Below are 24,408 nucleotides of genomic sequence, written 5' to 3'. Positions count from 1 at the left end.
AAACAGCAAGGGGGATGCCGGACCGGCCCGTGCAAGGCGGGCGGAAGTTCTGCCCGGTCGAGTCAACGGCCGCGACCATAGCGCCACTTCTTGGCTCCACAACATGTCTGCGAGGCGTTTTTTACGGAGGCATCGTTCACATCTTGATGCCAATTTCGGGCAGAAGGCACCGCTTGCCGCGGCCGACCGGAAACAAACATCGCAGCTCAGAAGAGGCAGGGGAGGAGCCGGAGCTGCTCGCAGGAGCCGGTCGGCGCAGCTTCATGAACTCAATGAACTCAATGACTCAACAACTGCAGGCGCTTGCTGCACACCGACGCCCTTGTTTCGCCCCATGCGGCGGGCTCGAGTGCGATCAGAGGAATTCTCGTCAACGCGTCTTCTGTCTGCCTGTGTCCGCTGCAATGCGCGCATTGTTCATATGCACATGACGCATGATGTACGGAGGCGCAGGATGTTCGAGCGCCTCCGGCGCCCACGTGACGCGGCTGCGTCACGGCGGAGACTCCCTCCCTGCATCGGCCCGCCTCATTGCGTTCATAAAGAAGATGGAGGGAGCGGGCGAACGGGCCGCGCGCTGGGCTCCGCCTCCCCATACACGTCTGACGTGCGCGTTCACGACCTCATGCGGCACAAGACGGCGCCCCTTTCACCCCCTTCGCGCCATCGGAAGGTGAAGGGGGTGGGCAACAATTCCGTCGCCGGGGGATGCTGCGGCGCGGCTCCGCGGAGTTAAGGTCCCGACGGCCGGTCAGGAGGAAGCCGCTGTCCCCGATTTCCGCTTCCCGCCGGCCGAGCCCTGGTCCGATGTCCCGAACGGAGTCCTCATGCGCCTGCGCACTTCCCCGCTCGTCGCCGCGCTCACGGCGGCCGTGGCCGCGATCGCCCTCACCGGGCCCGCCGCCGCGTCGCCCCCGCCCGAACGGTCCGTGTCCGGCGCCCCATCCGCGGGCTGCAACGCCGATCACCCGCAGTCGCGGCCACCGGCCGGGCGGAGCGTCGACCGTACCGTCACCGTCGACGGAGAACCGCGGACCTATGTGCTGCACGTCCCGGCCGGCTATGACCCGGCCACCCCGACACCTCTGGTCCTCTCCTTCCACGGGCACGGCCGTACCGCCGCCTACCAGGAGAGCCTCACCGGCATGTCGGCCCTGGACGCCCTCGTCGCCTACCCACAGGGCGTGGTGGGCACGGACGGCAAGACCGCCTGGCAGGGCGCCCCGTACTCGGCGGACGTCGACGACATCGCCTTCACCCGGGCCCTCATCCACCAGGTCGCGGACGAACTGTGCGTCGACGGGCGCCGCGTCTTCGCCGCCGGCAAGTCCAACGGCGGCGGCTTCGCAGCCCTCGTCGCCTGCCGCCTCGCCGACCGGGTCGCCGCCGCCGCGATGGTGTCCGGCGCGTTCTACCCGCAGGGCGGCGCGTGCCGACCCGGACGCCCCGTGCCCGTCCTCGACTTCCACGGGCAGGCCGACACCACGATCCCGTACACGGGGAACGCGGCCAAGGGGCTGCCCGCTCTGCCGGACTGGCTCGCCGACTGGGCCCGGCGCGACGGCTGCCGCGCCACACCCCACACCACCCGCGTCGAGGTCAACGTCGTCCGGCAGCAGTGGTCCGGCTGTGCGGGCAAGGCCGCCGTGGAGCACTACCGCATCGAGGACGGCGGCCACGTCTGGCCCGCCACGACCCCCAACGAGGACTCCGCCACCCCCACGACCATCGACGCGACCCCGCTGATCTGGACGTTCTTCAGCCGCCACCCGTTGCCGAGGCGCTGAGACGCCGACCGCCGCCACGCCTGCCCGCGCGGTGCGGCTCGTTGGTCAGGACCACGAGAACCAGTCGGCCCCGAGGTGCGGGCACAGCCGGCCCGGCGCATCGGCTGCAGAGGTGAAGGTGAAGGTGAGGGTGAAGGTGAAGATCAGCTCGAACCATCGCTCGTTGCCCGGGCCGGCGTCCTCGGAGGGGGGAGTTGGCGCGCCGCGTCACGGATGACGTCGCGCAGCCAGCGGTGCGCAGGGTCGGCATCGACACGCGGATGCCATGCCATGCCATAAGGGAAGGACAGCAGCTCCTGGGGCGCCTCGACCACCCGGTAGGCGCGGTTTCCGACGTACTGTGCGGCGGCCCGCCGGGGGAGTGTCGCGATGAGGTCGGTGCCCGGCAGAGCCAGCGGAACGGCTGAGAAGTAGGGCACCCGCAGACCGGCGAGCCGACGCACCCCGGCCTCGGACAGGCGCTGCTCGACCATCGCCTGCTCCCCTGCCAGCAGTGCCACGACCACGTGCCGGTACCGCGTGAACTCGTCGATCGCGAGCCGCTGCCCCTTGAACGGGTGGTCGTGGCTGAGGAGGCAGACGAAGTCCTCCTCGAAGAGGGTCTCCCATCGCAGCGGTGCCGGAGCCATGACGCCCGCGATCACCACATGGGTCCGTCCCTGTTCGGCGTCGGCGAAGCTGTCGTCCTTCAGGGCCAGAGTGTTGAGGGACATCCTCGGGCCCTCGTGGAAGACGCGTCGGAAGATCGCCGGTCCGAGCGCGCTGGTGGCGAAGTCCGTGCAGTGCATGCGGAACTCGTCGGTGGCTGTGGCCGGATCGAACCTGCCGCCGCGCAGCAGCGCCTCCAGCCGCGGCAGGATGTCGGACAGCTCGGCCTGGATCTGGCGCCCTCGCGAGGTGAGCTCATAGCCAGTGCGGGTGCGAATGAGCAACTCGTCCCCGAAGGTGTCGCGCAACCGCTGGAGCGTCCGGCTCATGGCCGACTGGCTGAGGAGGAAACGGTCGGCCGCGCGGGAGATGTGCCGCTCCTCCAGGAGTATCGCCAGAGCCTCGAGCAGATTCAAGTCCGCATTTCGCAACTGCGTCATGCGATCACCGTAGGACACGCTTATGCGTGCTGCGCATACGGATTGCAGGTCTCAGTGTATGCGTTGTGCGCATGGCGCAGGTGCGAGGAGTGCATGAAAACCTCCGGGAACTGAGACCGCTTCTTGCGCGACCAGTGGGTGTCAGGCGCTTACGAGCTGTTGCCTGGCATGAGCTGTCATTCGAGAGGTATCCACGTTGCTGTATTCCCGTCCTGCCGTAGCAGGCTTGACCGCGGTCCTGCTTCTAGGTGCCCTGGCGAGCTGTTCCTCGCCGCCTTCGCCCCCGCCCGCCTCGGGCGACGCATCCACCCGTGCTAGCGCGGCGGGCAGCGGCACAGGAAATGCGGAGCCCGCGTGCCCGGCAACGGCAAACACGCCGAGAACACCGCGACGTATCGTGACCATGGATGCCGGCGCCGCCGCGTTCCTGATTGCGTTGGGCCTCAAAGACAGGATCGTGGGGACCGCCGCGCCGGATTTCAAGGCGGACTTCTCCGGCGCGATGCGCGAGCAACTCGACGACGTGCCCGTGCTGAGTGGTGGACGGGGAGACAAAGAGACGGTCATCGCGGCCAAACCGGACCTCGTCACCGGCATCTCCCCGTACGAGTTCGGCTCCTTCGACGGCACCCCGACCTATGCGCAGCTCCGTGCCAATGGCATTGCCGCGCTCGTGGCCTGTGACACATCGCGCCGGCCCGTCACCACCATCGACGCCACCTACGAGTACATCCGCCACCTCGCCGACCTCTTCCACGTGCCAGGCAGAGGAAAGAAAATCATCGCCTCGATGAAACGCGAGGCGGCGGCCCGTACCTCCACCGTGGATGGGGCGCACAGAACTCCGGTCCTGACGCTCTCGGCTGTCCCGACCGGAGGGGCCGGGATCAACACCAGCGGCGGGGCGAGCCTCACGAACGGCGTGATCACGCTGGCCGGCGGACACAACATCGCGGCCTCCAAGGTCAGCAAGTTCGCCGCGCTGTCAGCTGAGGAAGTGGCGCGCCGCAATCCGCACGTCATTGTGGCGGTCACGGGATTCACCAGCAAGACGGATCGTCAACTCATCGATGCGATCAAATCGAGTCCGTTGCTCGCAGATACGGACGCCGTCAAGAAGGACCGTGTCATCGCCGTGCCCCAGCGCATCCTTTTGTCGCCCAGCCTCCTCAACCCGCGGGCGATTCGGGACGTGGCCGAAGCCGTGAAGGACGCTTCCTCATGACGGGGACCTACCGGATGGACGTGCCTTCTTTCGACTGGGAAGTGCTTCGTTTCTGGCAGCGACTGAGCGACCGCCCGTTGCAAGTGCGTACGGTCGGCTCCTGCCCGACGACGCCCGTGTGCGACCACGTGCGCCATGGTGACGCCGGAACGGTCGTGACCAGCGTGGGCGTGTCAGCCGGCATCGACATGTCCCTGCACTTGGTGCACCGCTTGGAACCAAGGGAGATGGCCCACTCCATCGCCCGTGCGATGGAGTACGCATGGCAGCCGACGTCCACCGTCTGACACCAGCCGACCCACACCACCAGGAGCGACGCCACCAGAAGCGGCGCTCATCGGGACTGCTCGGACGCACCCCGTTCCCCCTGACGGTCCTCACGCTTTCGGTCCTCACCGTCGCGGCCGCCGTGTGCGCCGTCGGCATCGGAGCAGTCGCCATCGCCCCCGACCAGGTTCTTACCGCGGTCATGCGCGGCATGCACGGCACCGGAACCACCGGCGACAGCTTCATCGTCTGGCAACTGCGCCTGCCTCGGGTCCTCGAGGCGCTGCTGGTCGGTGCGGGGCTCTCCGGTGCGGGCGTGCTGGTCCAGGTGCTGGTGGGAAATCAGATCGCCGACCCCTTCACCCTGGGGCTGTCCTCCGGCGCCTCTCTTGGCGCCGTCACCGTCATCACGACACTCGGGGTGGGCGCGGCCGCCGGCCTGACCCTGCCCCTGGGCGCCTTCACCGGCGCCGCCGCGGCCGGTGCCACCGTTTTCCTGTGCGCCACCTCACTGTCCGGACTCTCCGCATCCCGGCTCGTCATGGTGGGCATCGCGGTCGGCCACCTCCTGTCCGGCGTCACCTCCTTCCTGATCCTGCGTACGGGCGACAGCGAAGCCACCCAGCAGGTCATGTACTGGCTCCTCGGCAGCTTGTCCGGGGCCAACTGGGAACTCGTGCGCATCGCCACCCCGCCCGTCCTCGCCATGCTCCTGGCACTACCCCTCCTCGTACGCCGCCTGGACCTGCTCGCTCTGGGGGACGGCACAGCCGCGGCCCTCGGAATCCACCCGGGCCGCACCCGTATCGGCGTCTTCGCCGTGGCGGCCGTCCTCACCGGCACCGTGGTCGCCATCTCCGGCACCATCGGCTTCGTCGGCCTTGTCGTGCCCAACCTCGCGCGCATGCTGGTCGGCGGGCTGCACCGCAGGATCCTGCCCGTCGCCCTGCTGCTCGGCGCCCTGTTGATGCTGCTCGCCGACACCGCGGCCCGTACGTTGCTGTCCGGCACCGAACTGCCGGTCGGCATCCTCACAGCCGCCATCGGGGTACCAGCTTTCATCCTCGTCGTCCGCCACGCAGGCGGTGCACGATGAACGCCCTGACCATCCGGGGGCTGAGCGTCAGCCTCGGCAGGACACCCGTCCTCCACAACATCGATGCGCACATCCCCGCAGGCCGGCTCACCGCCCTGGTGGGACCGAACGGCAGTGGCAAGTCGACGCTGCTCGGCTCGATCACCGGCGTCGGCGGTGCCAGACGCAGTGGCTCCATCCACCTCGGCACCGAGGACGTCCTGCGCATGCGACCACGAGAACGTGCCCGGCGCATTGGGGTTCTGCCGCAGGAATCCGAGCCTTCCCCTCCGCTGACCGTCGCCGAGATGGTCGGACTCGGGCTCGCCACGATCCGGCCCCGTCGCTGGACACTGGAGTCCGGTCACGGCGTACGGCGCGCCGTTGATGCGGCTCTGCACCGCGCCGGAGCCTTCGAGCTGGCCGAGCGTATGGTGCACACGCTGTCGGGCGGCGAACGGCAACGTGCGCTGCTGGCGCGGGCGTTGGTGGCAGACCCGGAAGTGCTCGTCCTGGACGAGCCGACGAACCACCTCGACCTTGCCCACCAGTTCGACGTGCTGGACCTCGCCACCAAGGGAGGCCACACCGTCATCGCCGCCCTGCACAGTCTGGACCTCGCCCTCCAGTACGCCCAGCACCTCCTCGTACTCCAGCACGGCAAGGTGGTGGCTCAGGGAAAGCCCCTGCACGTGCTCGACCAGGACCTGGCACGCGAAGTCTTCAAGGTCCGCGGGCAGGCCGTACCGGACCGCTTCGAAGGCCGCCACCACTTCCTCGCATCACCCCTGCCCACCCCTCATGACGCCCGGCCGCAGGGGAACGAACCCCACGGTGGCTCCGGCACCGACAAAGAGCTGAAGTGACCGACCGATCCACCACGGGCACCACACCACATACACGACGCCAGGACACGACGCAGCGGCGGCGGTCGGCACCACCAGGAGAATCAGTGAGCCAGCTCCCCACAGGCGAGAGTTCTTCCACCCCACTACTCCCCGGCCCCCGCTCGCTGCTCCGCGGTCTGCCACCGCCCACCCTCGTCGGATTCGTTCTGCTGCTCGCGGTCGTGTTCGGCATCGCCTATGCCACAGGCCAGGCAGTCGGACCGGTCGCCCCCGGGATGCATGGCGCAGACGTCGGCAACGACCCGGGCGGGCATCAGAGCGAGCCGGAGCCAGGGGGCGGCATGGACATGGAACACGGAGGTGAGGGCTGATGGACACCAGCGTCGCACCGTCGATGACGGTCACTGACCTGTCGGTCGGCGGAATGACCTGCGCCGCGTGCGTGCGCCGGGTGGAGAGGAGACTGGCCACCATCGAGGGGGTCGCCGCCAGCGTCAACCTCGCGACGGGCATGGCCCGGGTGAGCCACCCCACCGACGTCAGCCCGCTGCAGCTCCAAGCCGCCGTGGAGCGGGCCGGTTACACCGCCCGGCTTCCCGAGCCGCAGGCGCAACGTGGACACGACGACGAGAAGCCCGACGAGGCACGCGCGGAACGGCAGCGGCTAATCGTTGTGGCCGTGCTGTCCACGCCGGTGCTCGTCCTGTCGATGCTTCCATGGCTGCAGTTCCGCCACTGGCAGTGGCTGTGCTTCATGCTGGCCGCTCCCGTCGTTGTATGGGGCGCGCGGCCCTTCCACGAGCGAGCCCTGAGCGGGCTGCGGCATGGCGCGGCAACCATGGATTCACTGGTGTCGCTCGGCGTCGTCGCGTCGTTCGGCTGGTCGGTGTACGCGCTGTTCGTCGGCGGGGCGGGGCAGGCCGGGATGCGCATGCCTTTCACTTTGGTGCCGTCCGGCTCCGAGGGGGCCGCACATCTCTATCTGGAAGCCGCGGTCGGTGTACCGCTGTTCGTGCTGACCGGGCGTTTCCTGGAGGCACGGGCCCGACGGGACACGGGTGCCGCCCTGCGGTCCCTGGCCCGCCTCGGCGTCAAGGAGGTGGCGGTACGCGACGGCCGCGGCGAGCGGCTGCGGCCCATCGAAGAACTGACCGTAGGAGACGCCTTCCTCGTACGTCCCGGGGAACGCATCGCCACCGACGGCGTCGTCCTGGAGGGCAACTCGGCCATCGACCAGGCGTTGGTCACCGGTGAGAGCGAGTTGGTGGAGGCGGGACCCGGCGACGCGGTGATCGGCGGCACGGTCAACGCCGGGGGACTGCTCCTGGTACGGGCCGCATCTGTCGGCGCCGACACGCAATTGGCGCGCATCATCGAGCTGGTGTCGCAAGCACAGGCGGGCAAGGCGCGAGCCCAACGACTGGCGGACTCCGTGGCCGGGGTGTTCGTGCCGGCCATCCTCGCCCTGGCGGTGACGACGCTGGGCTTCTGGCTGGGCGCAGGCGCAGAGCCTCAAGCCGCGGTCACTGCCTGTGTGGCGGTACTGGTGGTGGCCTGTCCGTGCGCTCTGGGACTCGCCACACCGACGGCGATCATGGCCGCGACCGGCCGGGGCGCACAGATGGGCGTGCTGGTGACCGGGCCGCAGGCGCTGGAGGGCTTGCAGCACATTGACACAGTGGTGCTGGACAAGACCGGCACGCTGACCTCGGGGCACATGAGCGTCGTCGCCGTCACGGTCGCGCCCGGCGGGCTCGCGCCGCAGGAGGTGCTGCGCCTTGCCGCTGCTGTGGAGGACGCCTCCGAACACCCGCTGGGCCGTGCCATCACAGTGCACGCGGTACGCACCCTCGCCGACGAGGTCCTGCCACGCGTGCGCGACTTCGAGGCCATGGCGGGTTTCGGTGTGCGGGGCCGTGTCGAGGGGCGCCTCGTTGAGGTGACCACTGTCACGGACGGTCTCCCCGACGTGCTCATGGCAGCCCTGCGCACCGCCGATGAGGGCGCCTACACCGCCGTACAGGTGCGCGTCGACGCGGCGACAGTGGCGCTGATCGCGGTCGGGGACGTGGTTCGGCCCGGCAGCTTCCAGACCGTGGACCGACTGCGCCGCCTGGGCATAAGGCCCATCCTGGCCACCGGCGACAGAGAGAGCCCCGCTCGTGCGGCTGCCGCCCACCTGGCCATCGACACCGTCCACGCGGCCTGTTCGCCGAAGGACAAGGCCGCACTCGTCGCGGAGCTCCAGTCCGAAGGACACCGGGTGGCGGTCGTCGGTGACGGGGTGAACGACGCCGCGGCACTGGCTTCAGCAGACGTGGGGATCGCCATGGGCACGGGTACGGACGTCGCGATCGGCGCGGCCGACGTGACGCTGCTGCGCGGCGACGTCGAGGCGCTCGCCGACGCCGTCCGGCTCTCCCGTACGACGCTTGCCACGATCCGCGCCAACCTGGCGTGGGCGTTCGGCTACAACGTCGTCACGGTGCCGCTGTCCATGGTCGGCCTGCTCACTCCGATGCTGGCCGCCGCAGCGATGTCGGCCAGCTCCGTACTCGTGGTCGCCAACAGCCTGCGGCTGCGCACCTGGCAGGCCGCGCCTGTCTCGGTCCGTGCACAACGCAGGCGCGCGCAACAGTCGAGGAACCAAGGGTGAACACATCCGCATCACAGAAGCCGCCGTCCCAGCCGAACCGTCAACTCAGGAAGGCCCTGTCCGCGGCAGCGCCTTCCGTCATGGCGTGTGTCGCGGCGCTCGGTGGGCTGAGCGCCTGGACCACACTCGGTTACGCCGGCACCCCGCCCGACCTGGCCGTGACGAGAGCCCGCGTTCTGCAACCGACGGGCGGTACTCCGGAGACCGCGGCGTTCTTCCGCATAAGCAACAGAGGTACGTCGTCCGACGACCTGCTCAAGGTCACCTCTCCGACGGTGTCGAACGGGGTTGCGCTGAGTCGACACCGAATGACACCGCAGGGCGCCGCTTATCGAGATGCGGCGGATCGGTTGCCGGTGCCCGGCCGCGGCACGCTGGACATGTCGCCGATGTCGAGCGACGTCACGGTTCCCGCTGATCAGAACTGGCGTACCGGCGACCGGATTCCGTTCGTGCTGTGGTTCAGACACAGCGCTCCGGTTCGGGTGGACGCGGAAGTCGTACGGCCCGGAACAGCTATCGGCTGACGGGTCGGCGCGTTCCGGCGCGAGCCGCCTCCTCCTCCTCCTGATGAGCCCGGGGCGATGTCAGAGGGGCCGCGTCCCGCAAGAGAGTCAGGAAGCGGTCCACGAGGCCGTGCGGTTGGCTGCGCAGATAACAGGTCAGCTCGCGGAAGCGTGCGGGCCGGCACGGGACAACGGCGGCATCAAGGCCCGCGGGTACGGCATTGTCCGGCAGCAGGGCGGGCCCTACGCCGGCGGCCGCCAGCCGCGCCGCCGCGTTGACCTGCCAGGTGCGTACTGCCGGAATCGGCCGGAAGCCCTCGCTCGAACAGTAACCTGAGATCAAGTCGTTGAGACCGTGCCCCTGGCCGAACAATACCCAGCCCTGGTCCGCCAGGGTGTGCAACTCGACGGCCGTGGCCCGCGCCCCGGTGGCTTCATCCAACAGGGGATGGCCATGGGGGAGGACCACCACGAACTCCTCGTGTCCCAGGGAGAGGACCGGGCCGTCCCAGGCGCGGGGCCGCGGGCCGATGGCCAGGTCGCCCAAACCGTTGCGCACCTGCTCCTCCAGCACATCGCGGTGGCTGAACTCTTCGAGCCGCACGGGGCACTGTGGGTTCTGGTCGTGCCAGGTCCGGATGACGTCGGGCAGCACACCGGCCGCGACCGAGGAGACGGTGGCGATCCGCAGTTCGGCTGATTCCCCGCTGACGGCGGCCCGTGCGGAACGGTAGGCGCGTTCCGCACCGCGCAGTGTACCCAGTGCTTCCGGTAGGAAGGCGCGGCCGGCGGGAGTGAGCTGCATCCCCCGTGGGAGCCGTTCGAACAAGGGGCCGCCCACCCGCCGTTCAAGCGCTTTGAGCTGCTGGGACAGGGACGGCTGGGCGATACAGAGACGTGCTGCTGCCCGGCTGAGAGAGCCCTCTTCGGCCACCGCCACAAAGTACTCGAACTGCCTCAGGCTCATACCCTCACCTTACGTATAGGTGGAGCCTATGTGTATGCGTAGGAAGAAAGTCTTAGACTTGCCACACGGGCCGAGCCATTCTCAGGACATGGGTAACCGTCACATCACCGGAACCGCGGCCCGCGACGCCGCGCACCACAGGCCGTCGGAGGCCGAGGCCGCGCAAGGGAGTCTCAACCGGCAGGTCGGCACCCGCCTCCTGTTCGAGAACAGCGCCGTGCGCGTGTGGGAGGTCGACCTCGAGCCCGGTGCCCGGGCACCGCTGCACTGCCACGCCCTGAACTACTTCTGGACCTGCACCGAGGCCGGCACCGCCCAGCAGTGGCAGCACACCGAAGGGGAATGGCGGATGCGGCGCCGCTCGTACGCCGTCGGTGACACGGAGTTCTTCTCGTACAGCAACGTGTCGCCGGTCGTGCACGACCTGTACAACGACGGCGACACCACGCTCCGCTTCGTCACCGTAGAGCTGTCGACATACATGTAACTCCCCGTCCCGGCTCCGTCGACCCCGGTCGGCGGGTCGCCCCCATCACGCCCGGAGATGTGCCATGACCATGCGCCTGTCCATGCACAACTGGATGCGCTCGGAACCGCTGGAGGTCACCGTCGCGCGGCTCGCCCGGTGCGGTTACGACGCCCTGGAAATATCCGCCGACCCCCGCGGCACCGATCTCGCCCGGACCGCCCGGCTGCTCGAGGAGCACCGTATCGCCTGCGCCGGCGGCCTGGCGCTGTTCATGGGTGGCCGCGATCTGATCCACGAAGATCCGTTCATCCGGCAGGCCGGCCTGACCTACCTGATCGAGACCATCGACTTCGTCGCGGCACTGGGCGGCACCTTCGTCACCGTGCCTTGCACGGTCGGCAAGCTGGTACCGATGGCCGACCCACATCTGGAGTGGGACTGGTATGTCGCCTCCCTGCGCGAGGCTCAGAAACACGCCGACGACCACGGCATCAGGCTCGCCATCGAGCCGCTGACCCGCTACGAGACCTATCTCATCAACCGGGCCGATCAAGCCTTGCGCCTGGCCGAGGAAGTGGGCGAGACATGCGGGATCTGTCTGGACATCTTCCACATGAACATCGAGGAAGCCGACTGGCGAGCCGCCATCCGCGATTGCGCGGGCCGTCTGGTGAACTTTCACGTCGCCGAGAACAACCGGCTGGCACCAGGATCGGGAGCGATCGACTGGGCGGCGCTGCTGCGCGAACTGAACGCGGCGGGCTACGACGGTCACCTGTCCGTCGAGTTCATGCCCGCTCTCGACCGTACGCCCCTGTCCCAGAGGCAGATCGCCGACGCCGCCGAGGGATCCCTCAGCCAAGGAATGATCAAGTGGCTGCGCGACCATGCCTCGGGCGTGCTCCCCGAGGACCTCTACGAGGCATACACCGCTCAGTCGGCCGACGTCCTGCGCCATCACCTCGCCCAGGTGGGCACGGACGTCTGAACAAGCCTCCGCCGGGGTGCAGTTCCCCCTCCGCGCCCCGGCGGATCTCCCGCGTCTGCCGCTCGCCCGGCATGACGTGCTGCGCCCGCATTCCGATCGCACGGTGCAGGAGGCGCTCCTCGGACGGCCCTGGGTGACGTATCCGCACGCGAAACGAAGCCCTCGAAGGTCCAGCAAGCCCCGGACGCGCCTGATGCATGTGCGTGTTCCGCAGTACAAATGTGTGCAAGGAGTTGTTGTCGTCGTGTCCTTCTCCCCTTCTCGCCCGGCCTTGACCGTAGGTTCGATCGCTCTGTCGTTCCACCGCGGCGTCGCCGCCGTCACCACACGCGTTCTTGAGTCCTGCGGTCATCGGGTGGACATCGTGGAAGCGCCCCATGAGCAACTTTTTCGTCTCCAGGACGAGGGCCGCGTCGACATCCTGCTCTCCGCGTGGCTGCCTTCCAGCCACGACACGTATCTGTCCCCATACCGGGAACACGTCCGGGTCCTGGCACCGCAGTACCGGCCCTACTGCGTGTGGGCGGTGCCGTCCTACGTCCCCGAGGAGCAGGTCGGGGAGGTCACCGACCTGACACGGATGGAGGTGGCCGACCGGATGTCGAAAATCATCGACGGCATCAACCCGGGCGCCGGCATCAGCCGGTTCTCCGCTCGGATGGTGCGCGAGTACGGTCTGGACGAGTTCGGTTACGCCTTCGCAGCCGGTAGCGAGCCGGACTTCTGTGCGCGAGTGGAGCGCGGGATCGCCGCCCGCGAATGGTTCGTCGTTCCGCTGTGGCGGCCGCAGTACCTCAACCGCTTGTACGGGTTGCGTGCCCTGAGGGAGCCCAAGGGTTTGCTGGGTACGGTGGACGACGCGAGCCCGGTCATCAGACGCGACGCGCTGGACCGCATGCACCCCGACGCGGTCACCCGGCTGGAAGCTCTGCGCCTGGGAAACGAGGGCGTCGAGGAGATCGACGCCCTGATCAACGTGAACGGCCTCACCCCGCTGCAGGCCGCCGACCGGTTTCTTCTCTCGCGCGCTTAGTAGGACCCCGTTGAGTCGGTGCTGATCTGCGGTTTCTGGGCAGGGGCTGCTGACAGGTGATGCAGATGCCGGTCCAGCACCTCAGGGTGTCCTGGAGCATGTCGAGGACCTGGTAGAGAGTCAGACCGGTGCGGAGACTTTTGCGGCGAGCCGTGGTTCGGTCAGGAAGGCGTGGGCGGCGGTCGCGAGGGGGGACGTGGTGATGCCGGCCGGCCCAGGAACGGCCCTCGAAGTGGTCCAGGCCCAGACCGTGCTTGAGTTCGCGGTAGGCGTGCTCGATGCGCCGGCGGACTTCGCGGCTCGGTCCTGACGCCCGTATCCCGCCCGCGAGCGCCGACCGGTGACGCAGCGGTACCGCGCAGCGCACCGTGCCACCCGCAAACCTTCTGCGGCCGACACGCCTCCGGCACCTGCTCGCCCGGCTGACCGACAACACCGCCGCTTCGCCCGTGCCTGTCGATGCTTCTTGGCGCACCTGCGACGTCGACCGCGCCTCCGGTCACGCCATGCTCCCGCCAACCACGTCGGCCTTTGGACGGTGAGTGACCGCGCCTGCACGTCGAGACCTTTGCGAACAGTGAGCTGGTTGTGGCGGTGCCGTCGACCGGAGCTTTCGCCGGCCGCACCGCGGTGCACGTCGACGAACTGGTCGACGCCCCGTCCTGGTTGCGCTGCCCGCCCGGCTGGTAGCGATGTCGGTCACCGAGGTGACCAGCGAACCCCGTCCGGGGAAAGCGCGCCGTCGGGCCCGCACCGACACGGGCTGGCTCTGCCGGCCGTCGTCAGGCCGTGCGGGCGCGCAGGCGGCGCAGCATGCGTGCGTCCTGGAAGCCGACCGAGCGGGCGGCGGCGTCGACCGTGGCGCCGTGGCTGATGAGGTGCTCGGCGCGTTCCAGGCGCAGGGTCTGCTGGTAGCGCAGCGGGGTAAGGCCGGTGGCGCGGTTGAAGAGCCGGGTGAGGGTGCGTTCGCTGACGCCGACGGCCGAGGCCAGGTCGGGCAGCGGTAGCTGTTGGTCGAAGCGGGTGTCGATGAGGTCCTGGACGCGGTGCACGGTGTCGTCGAGGTGGGACCGGTGCCGGAACATCGCGCTGGATTGCGGCTCGTGGCCGTTGCGGCGGGCGTAGACGACCATGTCCCGGGCGACCTGGGCGGCGGCGGCAGGCCCGTGCCGGCCGGCGACGAGGTGCAGGGCCAGGTCGATGCCGCTGGCGATGCCGGCCGAGGTGACCACCCGGTCGTCGGCGGTGAACAGAACGTCGCGGACGACGACCGCTCCCGGGTGGCGCCGGGCAAGCTCGTCCTGCACGTCGTGGTGGGTGGTGCAGCGGCGGCCCTTGAGCAGGCCCGCCCGCCCGAGTGCCTCCGCGCCGGCGCAGACGCTGGCCACGGTGCCGCCCCTGGCGTGGTGGTCCCGCAGGACCCTCAGGGAGGCGTCGGCCATGTCAGGCGAGTCGGCAAGGGTGACGGCCCGCCAGCCGGGGACCACGATCAGGTCCTCGGGACCGAGTTCGGGCCAGTCGGGCCCGGCCACCAGAGGCAGCCCCTGGGCGGTGGGGACCTGCTGCCGCTCGGCGACATAGGTGAGGGTGTAGGGGTGCCCGAAGTCGGCTGCGGTGGAGAAGACCTGTGCGGGGCCGGCCAGGTCCAGCAGGTGGACTCCGGGCACCAGGAAGAAGACGACGTGGCTCACTATTCGGTCAGTGTGCCTGAAGATCCGCCGCGGCCTCCACCTCGTCGACCGTCGCGATGGTGGCGAAGCGGCCGGCGAGCGCGTATTCGGTGCGCCGGACGACCTCGTCGGCGGGCAGGGTACGGGGGTCGGCGAGCAGTTCGGCGACGCTCCGGTCGGTGGGGGCGTCGCGATGCGGGATCGGGTGGGTGGCGGTCGCGTCGACGACGAAGGTGACCACGTAGCCGAGGTCGCTCGCGACGCGTGCGGTGGTCTCCACGCACTGCTCGGTGCGAATGCCGCAAAGGGTGAGTTCGCGGACCCCGTGCTCGGTGAGGAGTTGCTGCAGGTTGGTGGTGGTGAAGGCGTTGTGCGAGGTCTTGTGGATCAGTGGCTCGCCGTCCTCCCGCTGCTCCAACTCCTCCAGCAGCCGGACGTGACCGAGGGCCGGATCGAAGGCACCGTCGCTTCCGGGCTCGGAGTGCAGTACCCACACCACCAGGTCCCCGGCCCGGCGGGCCAGCCGGACCAGTCGGTTCACCTTGTCGGCGATCTTCGGGTCGGAGATCGCTTCCCACAGCGGACGGGCGCGGAAGGACTCCTGGACATCGATGACGATCAGTGCTCGGGTCATGTCCCAAGCCTGAGCTGTGCGGATGGGGCGGCGACAGGCCGCATCGGGTCCCGAAGCGGACCGATTCGGTCACTGATACCTGCGGTCGCGCTGCTCGTCGGAGGACTCGGCCATCAGGCGCAACCAGTTTCCGGCCCTGGGTCTCCCGGGACGGATCCCTGGCGTCGCCTGAGAAGAACCGTCCAAAAGTGGCCGACCCGGGCGCTCAGTCACAAGTGGAATCCCGCGCGGCCGCGCCGGGTGGGGGAGAGGGCGGACGTACGGCAAAGCGGCCGCCCGCATCAGGAAGGTGAAGCCAGGCAAGTGGGGGACGTCGGCTGCTGCGAGATCGGGACGGGCGCGGTGCCGGCGGGCGGGGTGACGTCGGCGGTCGGAGGCATTACGGGCGACGTCAACGCCGACTTCTACGACCAGGCTGGGTTCGACGAGCGTGACGTCCGGAGTGTCGCGGCTGCCCCATCCGGCGCCTAAGGTCCAGCCCGTCCACGGCTGCCCGGGCTGCCCGGCCACGAGCCGAGGGGCGACCGCGATGCTCCGGCCGTGCGGGGCAGGGTGGTGCGGCCGACGTACCGCACCGCCCCTCCCCGTCCTAGCGGCCCAGCAGCAGCGTCCTGGGTGTGGTCAGGGGCCCGGTGACGGCGCGGACGATTGCCTCGCGGACCTTGTACTTCTGCCGGCCGCGCACCGACGGCTGGCAGAAGTCGTCCAGCCGCTTGAGGACCCCACCTCCATCCTGGTCGGGGATCTGCCTGTACGGGCCACTGGTGCGGGGCCGCCGCGAAGACTCATACGCCTCTTGTGCCGGGCGCAGGGGCCTGGGCCATCTCGGCCGCTTGGCGCAGGGCCTCGATCATGCTGCCGGGATCGGCGCTGCCGGTGCCGGCGATGTCGAAGGCGGTGCCGTGGTCGACCGAGGTGCGGATGACCGGCAGTCCGACGGTCAGGTTCACCCCGGCGTCGAGTCCGAGCACCTTGACCGGCCCGTGGCCCTGGTCGTGGTACATGGCCACGATCAGGTCGTAGTCCCCGCGTCCTGCGAGGAAGAAGGCGGTGTCGGCCGACAGTGGCCCATGGGCGTCTATGCCCTCGGCCCGTACAGCCTTCAGCCCTGGAACGATCTTCTTCTCTTCCTCGCCGTACCCGAGCAGGCCGTTCTGAACCGGCGTGCGGGTTGATGTCGCACACGCCGATGACGGGGGCCGCGATCCCGGCGCGCACCATGGCCTCGTGGCCGCGGCGTACGGTACGGGCCACCAGTCCAGGTTCGATCTTCGCGACCGCATCGATCAGGCCGATGTGCGTGGTGACATGGATGACCTTGACGGTCGGGGTGGCGAGCATCATCGACACCTCGCCGGCCTGTGCCAGTTCGGCGGCGACGCGCACGTACTGGAAGGCGGCGTCGCCCGCCACCGGCGAGACCTGGCCCCAGGGCAGGTCGTCTGGGAGCAGACTGTGGTCGATAACGTCGATGCGCCCGGGAGAGGAGGATGCCTGGGCCGGAGAGGCGACGGTGACGATCTCGGTGGTCTCCGCCACGCCGAGGAGCCGGGCCGCCTTGCGCAGCCGCTCGGCGTCCCCGATGACGACGTGGCGGGATCGCTGCCGGGTCTTCGCGTCGCGCAGCGCGCCCACGATCACCTCGGGGCCGATGCCCGCTCCGTCTCCCATGGTGACCGCGATGACGGGGAGGGGGCGGTGTCGGTGTGGGCGACAGAAGGCTTCACGTGGTGGCCTTCCGTTTCGGTGATCGGTCGGGGGCATACAGCAGGCGGGGTGTTCAGGGGGCGGACATCAGGGCAGATGCGCGGATGCCAGCGCTCGCACGATGTGCCGCAGCGAGTCGGCGTCGCCGAAGCTGCCGGGGCGGGTGACGACCGTGCGGCCGTCGGGTGTGGCGCAGAGCACGGCGCCGTGGTGGATCTGACCGAGAGGTTCGAGTTCCCTCACGCCGAGGGCGTCCAGGGTGCTGCGCGAGGTCTGGCCACCGGTCAGGACGAGGTCGAGGGTGACGTCGTGATGTGTGACGGCTGAGGTGACGGCGGCGGCCAGGCGGGCCGGGGACGCACGGGTCCGGTGGCACCGCAAGCGGCTCGGCGGCGAAGGGGGATCGGGCGGGGGGCGGACATCGTCCACTGGGGCAAGGATCAGGTGATGGTGTGGGAGGTCAAGCAGGCCAGCGACCCCGTAGAAGAGGAGGGAACATGCCAACTGGCCTGCCCAGGGTTGCACTTGCAGAAGATGATCGACGCGGCCGGAGACGGCCGGCGGGTGGTCGCCGGCGCCGACATCGTGCCGGAACTCGGTCCGACGCCCAGCACCGGCAACCCGGCCGGGAAGATCACTGCACGCTCGACGAAAGGCGGCATCAGCACTCACACCATCCGCCGCGACGACGACGGCGACCCACTGTGCCCGCCCATCGGCCGGGCACGTGAAGTCCGGGCCCGGGGCGGCCGGTCCGTCGGCGCGGCGTCGCCGTGGTCCGGTGGACGGCGAGGGGTCAGGCCCAGGGCTGGGCCACGGCCCAGCTGGTGTCGTCATTCCAGGAGGTGGCGCTGTCCCACTCGTGGGACCCGCCCTGGCTTGCGATATAGACGCCGTAGTTGTAGTGGCGCAGGAAGTCGCTCGGGTAGTTGGCCGAGCGGAAGGAGTAGCCCTGGCCGTTGTGGCCGCCCTCGGTGCAGAAGGTGGCGTCGGCGGCGAACTGCGCGGTGCCGTCGCTGGTGTTCAGCCGCGCTGTGAAGTTCGTATGGCGCAAGTACTGGCCGGGCCTGTCGGCGGATTCGAAGGAGACGCAGGAGGAGTTGGCCAGTCCTGCCCGCACGGTCCAGGTGGCGTGCGACTTGGCGGTGGCACTGCTGGACGCGGAGACCGGCGCGATGGAGACGCCGGCTCCGGCGTCGTCATGTGCGAGGTAGCGGTCGGTGCAACATGCGGTGGTCGCCCGCAGCGAGACTTTCGAGCCAGGTGCGGGTCCGCCTGAGGGCGATGTCGTGTAGCCGGCCGCGTTGATATTGGCCTGGACCGCGTTCTCGGTGGCGTCCGTGGGGTAGCCGGAGGTCATGACGCCCTCGTAGAAGGTGCCGGTGGCTCCGTGGCTGTTGTCGCCGCCGATGCCGAGGATGATGGCGCCTTCCTTCTTCATCGGGTTGTAGCCCGGGGCATTGGGGCGGGCCCCGTTGTAGAAGGTGGACAGGCCGCCCGACTGGGCGTTGCCGCCGCGGATGGCCCAGTGATTGGGTTCACCCTTGACGACGGCGGTCAGGAACCGGTGGCTGATGCTGGGGTCACCGGCGTTGTAGCCTGGGTTGACGCCGGAGAAGAGCCCGTTCTCGAGGTCGGCCATGATCCAGGGGCCGTTGCCCGCGCCGTAGCCCCAGACCTTGATGTTGCCGAAGTAGATGGCTTCCATGGTGCCGTTGCCATTGTCGCGGCTGTTGGTCTCGGCGTTGCCGTAGTCGAAGCAGCAACCGCCGTTGTAGTGCGTCCCGTTGAGGACGGCGTACATGCCTTCCGGCTGGTCGCCCTTGGCGATGCCGTTGGTGTTGTTGTTGCGGTATCCGGTGCCCGGGGCAACATAGACGCCGTAGGCCCTGTGCCCGCCCACGGTGATCGGCGCAGCGGTGGCGTCGGCGAGGTTGTCGTAGCCGCCCGGAGCCGGGCCGGGAAAGCCGCCGGGGGGAGCCTGGGTGAGGCGGTTGTTGCGGCCGGACTGGTCGTAGATGACGGTGATGACACAGGTCGTCCCGGCGCAGAAGGAGTCCTGCGCGGCTGCGTTGGCGACTCCGCCCGTGTTCAGTACGCCGATGTCGCGGGTGGTGTTGTCCGAGGCCCGCCTCACCTGGTACAGCGCACCGTTGTAGGCCGAGAACAGGGCGCGCGTCGTGCTGTGCGCCGCGACGCAGGGCGTTCCGCCGGACGCGTAGAGATCGCACGGCCCCGAGGCGGCGGCCGGTTCGGCGGCCGCGGTCGCAGCGGAGTGCTGTCCCGCCGGCGGTTCGCTCGTACCGCTGGCGGATGTCTGACCTCCCAGCAGGGCGGCGGTCAGTCCGATTCCTGACGCCAGGACGGCGAGCGTTCGTCCCCGACGTAAGCGACCTAAGATCAACGACATGTCTCTCCTCGTGGAGGGCGCAGGAAGATGTCACGGCCGGCGGAAGTCGTGCACAGGGCAAGGGGTGCGGGAATGTCGACGCCTGTTCAGCACCCACCCACCTCAGTTCCGACCGAAGCCAAGACACTGCAAGCCGCGCGTTCGATATTTCGGTCATTGAACGAATTGCCGGACGGTCGTTGATGGTTACGGGACTGCATGGCCCTGTCAACGCTTTCTGCACGCTCGCATCGAGACGCCGACGGGGGAGGTGGGATCCCGATTGTCTGCCGGCAGGCGGCAGGGCTTGGGGCTTGTCACTGAGAAGGCAGCCTGGCTGAAACGATGCCCTACGTGGTGAGGCGGACGAGGCGTTTGTAGCAGCACAGGGTGACGGCGAGACCGAGGAAGGCCAGGTACTACTCGGCAGACTTGACGGCATCCCTGTCTACCTCGTCAACGCCCGGCAGGACATCGTCGCCTGGAACGCGGCAGCCGCGACTCTGGTCACAGACTTCTCTCGTCTCACACCCGACGAGCGCAACGTTACGCGCATCTCGGTGAGATGCCGGGGCACCCTCTGCACCGGCGCGCCCGGTTCGGAGTCCGATTTTGCTCAGCAGGTAGCTGCCCAATTGCGCGCAGCCGACGTTCGGTACCCCACAGACAACGTGCTTGCAGAGCTGATCAACGAGTTCGCGACCCACGATCCGGCTTTTGCGAGCAGCTGGCGCGATCACGCTGTGCGCCCCGTGCCCGGCGTGCGCAAGAACCTGCGTCCCCCCACGCTGGGCGAGCTGGAGATCGACCGGCACACCCTCACCCTGCCCGGCTCAGGTCTCTGCTCCGTCCGCCGAGGTTGGGGGCGTACTGGTGGAACCGTAGCCTCGGGACGGAGAACTGCCCACTCCGCAACTCCACACGCCTGTGTCGTCATACCTCACCGCAGGTTCAGACGTGCGACCAGGACAGCGGGGTCGGGCCGCGCTGGTCGGCCGGTGCAGGGAGATCCGCCCCCTCCGGTTCGCCGAGGACGTCCTGGAGCATCAGGGTGTTCCCGTACACCAGGGCCGATTCGTCCGCCCCCACATCTACGCACTGGGCCGTCACTGCTTCCAGCTCCTCGACCTGCCCGGCGGAACACGGCCCCTGCGCGACAGGAACGCCTCCGACGACCAGTGAGCGCCGGGAGCAGGCAGGCCACGGGACTTCGCCTCGCACACACCAGAAGCTGTTCCATTGACCAGAGCACGTGAAGGCTGTGCCCTAACCGGTGTGGGCCTGGACACCGGTCAGGGCACAGCCTGTTCGCCGCCCTATACGGCTTGGGCCGTGGGCAGGATGGTCAGTTCGCTGACGTTGACGTGTCGGGGAAGGGCGCTGATGAAGGCAACGGTCTCCGCGATGTCGGTGCTGCGCAGGCACTCGATGTCCTTGAGCAGGCCGGCCATCATGGTGCTGGCGTCGGGGTCGGTGACATGGTCGGGCAGTTCGGTGTCGACCATGCCGGGCTCGATGGCGCTCACCCGCACGTTCTTCCGGCCCAGTTCAACGCGGAGGAGACGGGTGAGGTGGCTGATGTACGCCTTGGTACCGGAGTAGATCGAGAACTTCTCCAGAATGCGTGTCGCCGCGATGGAGGAGGTGTTGATCAGGTCGGCGGACTTTCCACGCTCAGCGCTGGCAGTCAGGTGGGGGAGGAAGGCGGCGATCACGTTCATCACTCCCGTGACGTTGAGATCGATCTGCCGCTGCCAGTCCTCGACCTTGAGCTCGTCGATGGCAGAGATCAACTGGACGCCCGCGTTGTTGAACACCAGGTCCGCCGTTCCCAGCGTGTCCGCCACCTGGTCGGCGGCCGTTCGGACGGCCGACCGGTCGGTGACGTCGACGGACAGGGGTATGGCCTTTCCGCCGGCCGCGGTGATGTCGTCGGCGAGGGAGGTGAGCTTTTCCTGCCGACGTGCGATGACGGCGACAGAGGCCCCGAGTTCGGCGAGCCGGCGGGCGGTGGCCGCCCCCATGCCACTGGAGGCTCCGGTGACCACAGCCACACGGCCGTCCAGCGGCCGACTGGTAAGCAGGTACGTCATGACGAGAAGTACTTCCTGTTGCTCGGGATGCGTTTGGTGGTCAGGCGGCAGCGTCGTCGCAGGCCGTGGCGGCGGACTTGTCCTGCCAGGCCGCGAGGTCGTCCTGAAGGCTGCGGATCTTCACCAGCTGGCGCTCGATCGCGTCGCGCCCCAGGGCCAGGTGCCCAGGCAGCTTGTCCTGGCAGGTCACCTCGTAGATCAGAGCCGCGCCCTTGACGGGATCACCGAGCTGGGTGTGGTTGGCGGTATCGACCCAGTCCAGCGTGGCGTGGGCCGGCGTGCCGTCGTAGGCGGGGATACGCTCGGCCGCGGTCGACAAGGAGCTGGCGTCGAGAAAATCGGTGCGGAAGACCCCGGGCTCCACGACCATGCTCTGGATCCCGAACGGCTTCAACTCCACCGCGAGCGCCTCACTGATACCAGCCACCGCGAACTTCGACGCGCTGTACATGCTCACCCCGGGCTCGCCCTCGAAGCCGGAACGGGAGCCGATGTTCACGATCTTTCCGCCTCCGGCCGCCCTCATTCCCGGCAGGACCGCGCGGGTGACGTTGACCAGTCCGAAGACGTTGAGATCGAACAGGGACCGCGCCTCGGCGTCGGTGATCTCCTCCAGCGCCCCGAGCAGACCGCGCCCCGCGTTGTTGACGAGGACGTCGATCGTGCCGAAGCGCTCCACAGCCGTCTCGACCGCAGCGGCGATGTCCCCGTCGCGGGTGACGTCGAGGGCGACACCGAGGACTCGGTCGTGCCGGCGCAGCTCCTCCGGCAGCTTCCGCGGGTCACGGGCCGCGACCACGACGTTGTCCCCGCCGTTCAGTGCCGCCCGCGCGATCTCCAGTCCCAGCCCGCGGGACCCGCCGGTGATGAACCACGTTGCCATGAAGGTATCTCCATCCGTTCGCTTCGCCCGGACACCCCTTGCGGTGGCGGGCTCCGGCATCCACTGAACCAACTCCGAGCAGGCAGAAAGGGCCTCAAAAGGGCCCGCCTGATCGGGGGACAAAATGGGCCACCCTCCCGCCGCCGAGTCCTCAGTGAACGCGTCACCATGGATGTATGGACCGTGAGCACCCCACCAGCACACCCTTGGCGGAGTTCCTCCGCTCCGCCCGCACCCGCCTCACCCCGCGGGAAGCCGGGCTCGACGACCCGGGCCTGGGCCGACGCCGGGTCCCCGGACTGCGGAGGGAGGAACTCGCCCGACTGGCCGGGGTGAGCGTGGACTACTACACCCGTCTCGAACAAGGCCGCAGCCGCAGTGCCTCCGCAGAGGTCCTCGACGCGCTCGCCACCGCCCTGCACCTGGACGACGCCGAGCGCAGCCATCTGCACACCCTCGCCCGGCCACGGCCCCGGCCGGCCCGTCGGCGCCCTCGCCCCCAGCGCGTCCACCCCGCCACCTGGGACCTGCTGGACACCCTCCAGCAGACCGGCCGCCCCGGCTTCGTCCTCGGACGACGCCTCGACGTGCTGGCCCACAACCCACTCGCCGGGCGCCTGATCACCGACTTCCGGGCGCTCCCCGCGGCCGAGCGGAACCAGGCCCGCTTCGTCTTCCTCGACCCGCACGCGCGCGAGCTGTACCGGGACTGGCCCCGCGTCGCCGCCGACACCGCCGCCATGCTCCGCCTCGACGCGGGTCGCCACCCCGACGACCCGGCCCTCAGTGCCCTGGTCGGTGACCTTTCCATACACAGCGAGGAATTCCGCCGCTTCTGGTCCGACAACAAAGTCCACCAGCGCACGACCGGCACCAAGGACTACCACCACCCGCTTGTCGGCGACCTCACCGTCACCTACCAGGCCCTCACCCCCGCAGACGACCCCGACCAGATCCTCTTCGTCTACGGCACCGAACCCGGCAGCGCGTCCGAGACCTCCATGCGCCTGCTGGCCCAATGGAGCAGGACGGCAGCCGATACCGGCAGCGTCACAACGCAAGCGCCCAAAGCGCACGACTGATACAAGCCCGTTCCGGGCGGCAAAAGGTACGAGACTCATCCGACGCATAGCGGTCTCTCCCCACGCCCCGGCGCCCAGGCACGCTGGTTCAGCTCAGGACAGCGCCTCCGAGGAGGGCTTGAAGTAGCGGCGGGCGCTGGCTGGGGCGTCGGCGCCTCGAAAAGGGAGCAGGGCGCCTCTCCGCTGATGTTGATGGCGATCGCCCCCCGGGACCGCTTGTGACCGCATCGGCCGCCTCGCCGCCTGCGGCACTTCCATGATGTCCCGGTACGACGACGGCAGCACCGAGGCCCCCGTCCCCGCCTCCCGCGGCGGCACCGTCCGCGAGCACCTCATCGAACGCCTCGAGCTGCTCGCTCAACTTTGCGACTTACTGGCTCCAACAAAAGCTGCTGACCGTGAGTCTGTCGGGCGTTCTGTCCGTAGGTCTGGGCATGGGGAAGCGCGAGTCCCGGCCGTGGATCGTGTCGGATGAACTGTGGTCGCTGGTCGAGCTGTTGCTGCCCGTGCCGGGGCTGAAGCTGGTGGAGGGCAGGCCGCGGGTGCCGGACCGGCGGGCCCTCTGCGGCATCCTCTTCGTCCTGCACACGTGCACGGAGGCGTTGTCCAGGACGACGGTGCACGGCCGCCTGCGGCACCAGAGCGGGAGCCAATCGACTCCGACGCCGTCCGTAACCAGGTCGAGCATGCCTGCACCGCCGCCCAGGCCCGTCAGGCGGACGCAGACGGAGTCCAGCAGCATGCGGGCGTCGATCTTGCCGTCGGTGCGCTGCCAGAGCAGGTCCGGCTCCACGCCGACGATCTGCGCCCCCAGGACCTTGACCCGGTGGCCCTGGGTGCCCTCCCGTGGCACCACGGCTCGCTGTCCGATGCGTGATCAGGTGTATCCGGTGGGCACGGTAGCGGTAGGGGCGAAGCCGGACTCGTCCAGGAAGATCGGGTCGCGCCGGGCGGTGTTCGCCCGCAGCCGTAAGTCCGCAAGTCCTCCAGCTGGGCCCGGGCGGTCTGCTGGAGGACGGGGTCGGCCTTGTGCCGGACTCT

The 24,408-nt window shown here is 69.0% G+C and carries 21 protein-coding genes and 4 pseudogenes; 13 read left to right on the top strand and 12 right to left on the bottom strand.

The window, feature by feature from the left end; all coding sequences use genetic code 11:
• Positions 1-827: 827 nt before the first annotated feature.
• Complete coding sequence (locus ABZ877_RS08835) at positions 828-1,787, top strand: PHB depolymerase family esterase (RefSeq protein WP_361066648.1); 960 nt, start codon at positions 828-830, stop codon at positions 1,785-1,787.
• 143 nt (positions 1,788-1,930) lie between these two features.
• Here the strand turns inward: ABZ877_RS08835 and ABZ877_RS08830 are convergent, their stop codons facing one another.
• Positions 1,931-2,875, bottom strand: a complete 945-nt coding sequence (locus ABZ877_RS08830; protein ID WP_361066645.1) for a LysR family transcriptional regulator — start codon at positions 2,873-2,875, stop codon at positions 1,931-1,933.
• Positions 2,876-3,278: 403 nt separating this feature from the next.
• Here ABZ877_RS08830 and ABZ877_RS08825 point away from each other — a divergent pair, with 403 nt between their 5' ends.
• The 6 genes from ABZ877_RS08825 to ABZ877_RS08800 all read left to right on the top strand — a co-directional run bounded on the left by ABZ877_RS08825 (position 3,279) and on the right by ABZ877_RS08800 (position 9,473).
• Positions 3,279-4,100, top strand: a complete 822-nt coding sequence (locus ABZ877_RS08825) for an ABC transporter substrate-binding protein (protein WP_361066642.1) — start codon at positions 3,279-3,281, stop codon at positions 4,098-4,100.
• Positions 4,097-4,387 carry a hypothetical protein gene (locus ABZ877_RS08820; protein ID WP_361066639.1) on the top strand — a complete coding sequence of 97 codons (291 nt, stop codon included), beginning with the start codon at positions 4,097-4,099 and terminating at the stop codon, positions 4,385-4,387. The genes ABZ877_RS08825 and ABZ877_RS08820 overlap by 4 nt, the downstream gene beginning before the upstream one ends.
• Positions 4,363-5,463, top strand: coding sequence for an iron ABC transporter permease (locus ABZ877_RS08815; RefSeq protein WP_361066636.1), 1,101 nt, complete (start codon positions 4,363-4,365; stop codon positions 5,461-5,463). Before ABZ877_RS08820 ends, ABZ877_RS08815 begins: the two co-directional genes overlap by 25 nt.
• The gene (locus ABZ877_RS08810; RefSeq protein ID WP_361066634.1) at positions 5,460-6,308 is read left to right on the top strand and encodes an ABC transporter ATP-binding protein; all 849 of its coding nucleotides are present in this window, start codon (positions 5,460-5,462) and stop codon (positions 6,306-6,308) included. The genes ABZ877_RS08815 and ABZ877_RS08810 overlap by 4 nt, the downstream gene beginning before the upstream one ends.
• A gap of 352 nt (positions 6,309-6,660) precedes the next feature.
• The gene (locus tag ABZ877_RS08805; protein ID WP_361066632.1) at positions 6,661-8,946 is read left to right on the top strand and encodes a heavy metal translocating P-type ATPase; all 2,286 of its coding nucleotides are present in this window, start codon (positions 6,661-6,663) and stop codon (positions 8,944-8,946) included.
• Entirely contained in the window at positions 8,943-9,473 is a 531-nt protein-coding gene (locus ABZ877_RS08800; RefSeq protein WP_361066630.1) for a copper chaperone PCu(A)C, read from the top strand. Before ABZ877_RS08805 ends, ABZ877_RS08800 begins: the two co-directional genes overlap by 4 nt.
• On the opposite strand, the gene ABZ877_RS08795 is transcribed toward ABZ877_RS08800, so the two are convergent.
• Complete coding sequence (locus tag ABZ877_RS08795) at positions 9,463-10,419, bottom strand: LysR family transcriptional regulator (RefSeq protein WP_361066627.1); 957 nt, start codon at positions 10,417-10,419, stop codon at positions 9,463-9,465. The genes ABZ877_RS08800 and ABZ877_RS08795 overlap by 11 nt on opposite strands.
• An 88-nt stretch (positions 10,420-10,507) precedes the next feature.
• On the opposite strand from ABZ877_RS08795, the gene ABZ877_RS08790 reads away from it, so the two are divergent.
• The 3 genes from ABZ877_RS08790 to ABZ877_RS08780 all read left to right on the top strand — a co-directional run bounded on the left by ABZ877_RS08790 (position 10,508) and on the right by ABZ877_RS08780 (position 12,909).
• A complete protein-coding gene (locus ABZ877_RS08790; protein ID WP_361066624.1) occupies positions 10,508-10,906 on the top strand; it encodes a hypothetical protein in 399 nt (132 codons plus the stop codon).
• 64 nt (positions 10,907-10,970) lie between these two features.
• Positions 10,971-11,876, top strand: coding sequence for a sugar phosphate isomerase/epimerase family protein (locus ABZ877_RS08785; RefSeq protein ID WP_361066621.1), 906 nt, complete (start codon positions 10,971-10,973; stop codon positions 11,874-11,876).
• Positions 11,877-12,120: 244 nt separating this feature from the next.
• A complete protein-coding gene (locus ABZ877_RS08780; RefSeq protein ID WP_361066619.1) occupies positions 12,121-12,909 on the top strand; it encodes a glycine betaine ABC transporter substrate-binding protein in 789 nt (262 codons plus the stop codon).
• 120 nt (positions 12,910-13,029) lie between these two features.
• Here the strand turns inward: ABZ877_RS08780 and ABZ877_RS08775 are convergent.
• From ABZ877_RS08775 to ABZ877_RS08745, 7 genes and pseudogenes are all read right to left on the bottom strand, one after another.
• Positions 13,030-13,204: pseudogene (locus ABZ877_RS08775) on the bottom strand (IS701 family transposase); the annotation flags it as partial.
• 487 nt (positions 13,205-13,691) lie between these two features.
• Positions 13,692-14,600, bottom strand: coding sequence for a DJ-1/PfpI family protein (locus tag ABZ877_RS08770; RefSeq protein ID WP_361066616.1), 909 nt, complete (start codon positions 14,598-14,600; stop codon positions 13,692-13,694).
• Positions 14,601-14,607: 7 nt separating this feature from the next.
• On the bottom strand, positions 14,608-15,213 hold the full coding sequence (locus ABZ877_RS08765) for an isochorismatase family protein (protein ID WP_361066614.1): 606 nt from the start codon (positions 15,211-15,213) through the stop codon (positions 14,608-14,610).
• Positions 15,214-15,998: 785 nt separating this feature from the next.
• Positions 15,999-16,496 (bottom strand): 4-hydroxythreonine-4-phosphate dehydrogenase PdxA, encoded by a 498-nt coding sequence (locus ABZ877_RS08760; protein ID WP_361066611.1) that lies wholly within the window; start codon positions 16,494-16,496, stop codon positions 15,999-16,001.
• A pseudogene (locus tag ABZ877_RS08755) lies at positions 16,429-16,884 on the bottom strand (4-hydroxythreonine-4-phosphate dehydrogenase PdxA); the annotation flags it as partial. The gene ABZ877_RS08760 and the pseudogene ABZ877_RS08755, both read right to left, overlap by 68 nt.
• A gap of 123 nt (positions 16,885-17,007) precedes the next feature.
• Positions 17,008-17,757 carry a nucleotide-binding domain containing protein gene (locus ABZ877_RS08750; RefSeq protein ID WP_361066608.1) on the bottom strand — a complete coding sequence of 250 codons (750 nt, stop codon included), beginning with the start codon at positions 17,755-17,757 and terminating at the stop codon, positions 17,008-17,010.
• Positions 17,717-19,330, bottom strand: a complete 1,614-nt coding sequence (locus ABZ877_RS08745) for an alpha-L-arabinofuranosidase B (RefSeq protein WP_361066605.1) — start codon at positions 19,328-19,330, stop codon at positions 17,717-17,719. The genes ABZ877_RS08750 and ABZ877_RS08745 overlap by 41 nt, the downstream gene beginning before the upstream one ends.
• Before the next feature lie 419 nt (positions 19,331-19,749).
• Between ABZ877_RS08745 and ABZ877_RS08740 the strand changes: the two are divergent.
• Positions 19,750-20,088: pseudogene (locus tag ABZ877_RS08740) on the top strand (transcriptional regulator); the annotation flags it as partial.
• Between the two features lie 172 nt (positions 20,089-20,260).
• Here the strand turns inward: ABZ877_RS08740 and ABZ877_RS08735 are convergent.
• The 3 genes from ABZ877_RS08735 to ABZ877_RS08725 form a co-directional block, all read right to left on the bottom strand.
• On the bottom strand, positions 20,261-20,419 hold the full coding sequence (locus tag ABZ877_RS08735; protein ID WP_361066602.1) for a hypothetical protein: 159 nt from the start codon (positions 20,417-20,419) through the stop codon (positions 20,261-20,263).
• A 206-nt stretch (positions 20,420-20,625) separates the two neighbouring features.
• Positions 20,626-21,402, bottom strand: a complete 777-nt coding sequence (locus ABZ877_RS08730; protein WP_361066600.1) for an SDR family oxidoreductase — start codon at positions 21,400-21,402, stop codon at positions 20,626-20,628.
• Between the two features lie 40 nt (positions 21,403-21,442).
• Positions 21,443-22,285: an SDR family NAD(P)-dependent oxidoreductase gene (locus ABZ877_RS08725; protein WP_361066596.1), complete on the bottom strand. Its 843-nt coding sequence runs from the start codon at positions 22,283-22,285 to the stop codon at positions 21,443-21,445.
• Positions 22,286-22,461: 176 nt separating this feature from the next.
• On the opposite strand from ABZ877_RS08725, the gene ABZ877_RS08720 reads away from it, so the two are divergent.
• Positions 22,462-23,367 carry a helix-turn-helix transcriptional regulator gene (locus tag ABZ877_RS08720; RefSeq protein ID WP_361066593.1) on the top strand — a complete coding sequence of 302 codons (906 nt, stop codon included), beginning with the start codon at positions 22,462-22,464 and terminating at the stop codon, positions 23,365-23,367.
• Positions 23,368-23,801: 434 nt separating this feature from the next.
• Positions 23,802-23,957 (top strand): annotated as a pseudogene (locus ABZ877_RS08715) (IS5/IS1182 family transposase); the annotation flags it as partial.
• Positions 23,958-24,408 lie beyond the last annotated feature (451 nt).

The sequence above is a fragment of the Streptomyces sp. NPDC046939 genome (assembly GCF_040644575.1).
Taxonomy (GTDB): Bacteria; Actinomycetota; Actinomycetes; order Streptomycetales; family Streptomycetaceae; genus Streptomyces.
Note: the sequence above shows the minus strand (reverse complement) of the source record. Positions and strands in the feature narration are given on the sequence as shown.

What these genes read in the sequence shown, in the direction of transcription:
- ABZ877_RS08835 (WP_361066648.1), top strand. Translation starts at nt 828, where the DNA reads ATGCGCCTGCGCACTTCCCCGCTCGTCGCCGCGCTCACGGCGGCCGTG.
- ABZ877_RS08830 (WP_361066645.1), bottom strand. Translation starts at nt 2,875, where the DNA reads ATGACGCAGTTGCGAAATGCGGACTTGAATCTGCTCGAGGCTCTGGCG.
- ABZ877_RS08825 (WP_361066642.1), top strand. Translation starts at nt 3,279, where the DNA reads ATGGATGCCGGCGCCGCCGCGTTCCTGATTGCGTTGGGCCTCAAAGAC.
- ABZ877_RS08820 (WP_361066639.1), top strand. Translation starts at nt 4,097, where the DNA reads ATGACGGGGACCTACCGGATGGACGTGCCTTCTTTCGACTGGGAAGTG.
- ABZ877_RS08815 (WP_361066636.1), top strand. Translation starts at nt 4,363, where the DNA reads ATGGCAGCCGACGTCCACCGTCTGACACCAGCCGACCCACACCACCAG.
- ABZ877_RS08810 (WP_361066634.1), top strand. Translation starts at nt 5,460, where the DNA reads ATGAACGCCCTGACCATCCGGGGGCTGAGCGTCAGCCTCGGCAGGACA.
- ABZ877_RS08805 (WP_361066632.1), top strand. Translation starts at nt 6,661, where the DNA reads ATGGACACCAGCGTCGCACCGTCGATGACGGTCACTGACCTGTCGGTC.
- ABZ877_RS08795 (WP_361066627.1), bottom strand. Translation starts at nt 10,419, where the DNA reads ATGAGCCTGAGGCAGTTCGAGTACTTTGTGGCGGTGGCCGAAGAGGGC.
- ABZ877_RS08790 (WP_361066624.1), top strand. Translation starts at nt 10,508, where the DNA reads ATGGGTAACCGTCACATCACCGGAACCGCGGCCCGCGACGCCGCGCAC.
- ABZ877_RS08785 (WP_361066621.1), top strand. Translation starts at nt 10,971, where the DNA reads ATGACCATGCGCCTGTCCATGCACAACTGGATGCGCTCGGAACCGCTG.
- ABZ877_RS08765 (WP_361066614.1), bottom strand. Translation starts at nt 15,213, where the DNA reads ATGACCCGAGCACTGATCGTCATCGATGTCCAGGAGTCCTTCCGCGCC.
- ABZ877_RS08760 (WP_361066611.1), bottom strand. Translation starts at nt 16,496, where the DNA reads ATGCGGTCGCGAAGATCGAACCTGGACTGGTGGCCCGTACCGTACGCC.
- ABZ877_RS08750 (WP_361066608.1), bottom strand. Translation starts at nt 17,757, where the DNA reads ATGACGACACCAGCTGGGCCGTGGCCCAGCCCTGGGCCTGACCCCTCG.
- ABZ877_RS08745 (WP_361066605.1), bottom strand. Translation starts at nt 19,330, where the DNA reads ATGTCGTTGATCTTAGGTCGCTTACGTCGGGGACGAACGCTCGCCGTC.
- ABZ877_RS08730 (WP_361066600.1), bottom strand. Translation starts at nt 21,402, where the DNA reads ATGACGTACCTGCTTACCAGTCGGCCGCTGGACGGCCGTGTGGCTGTG.
- ABZ877_RS08725 (WP_361066596.1), bottom strand. Translation starts at nt 22,285, where the DNA reads ATGGCAACGTGGTTCATCACCGGCGGGTCCCGCGGGCTGGGACTGGAG.
- ABZ877_RS08720 (WP_361066593.1), top strand. Translation starts at nt 22,462, where the DNA reads ATGGACCGTGAGCACCCCACCAGCACACCCTTGGCGGAGTTCCTCCGC.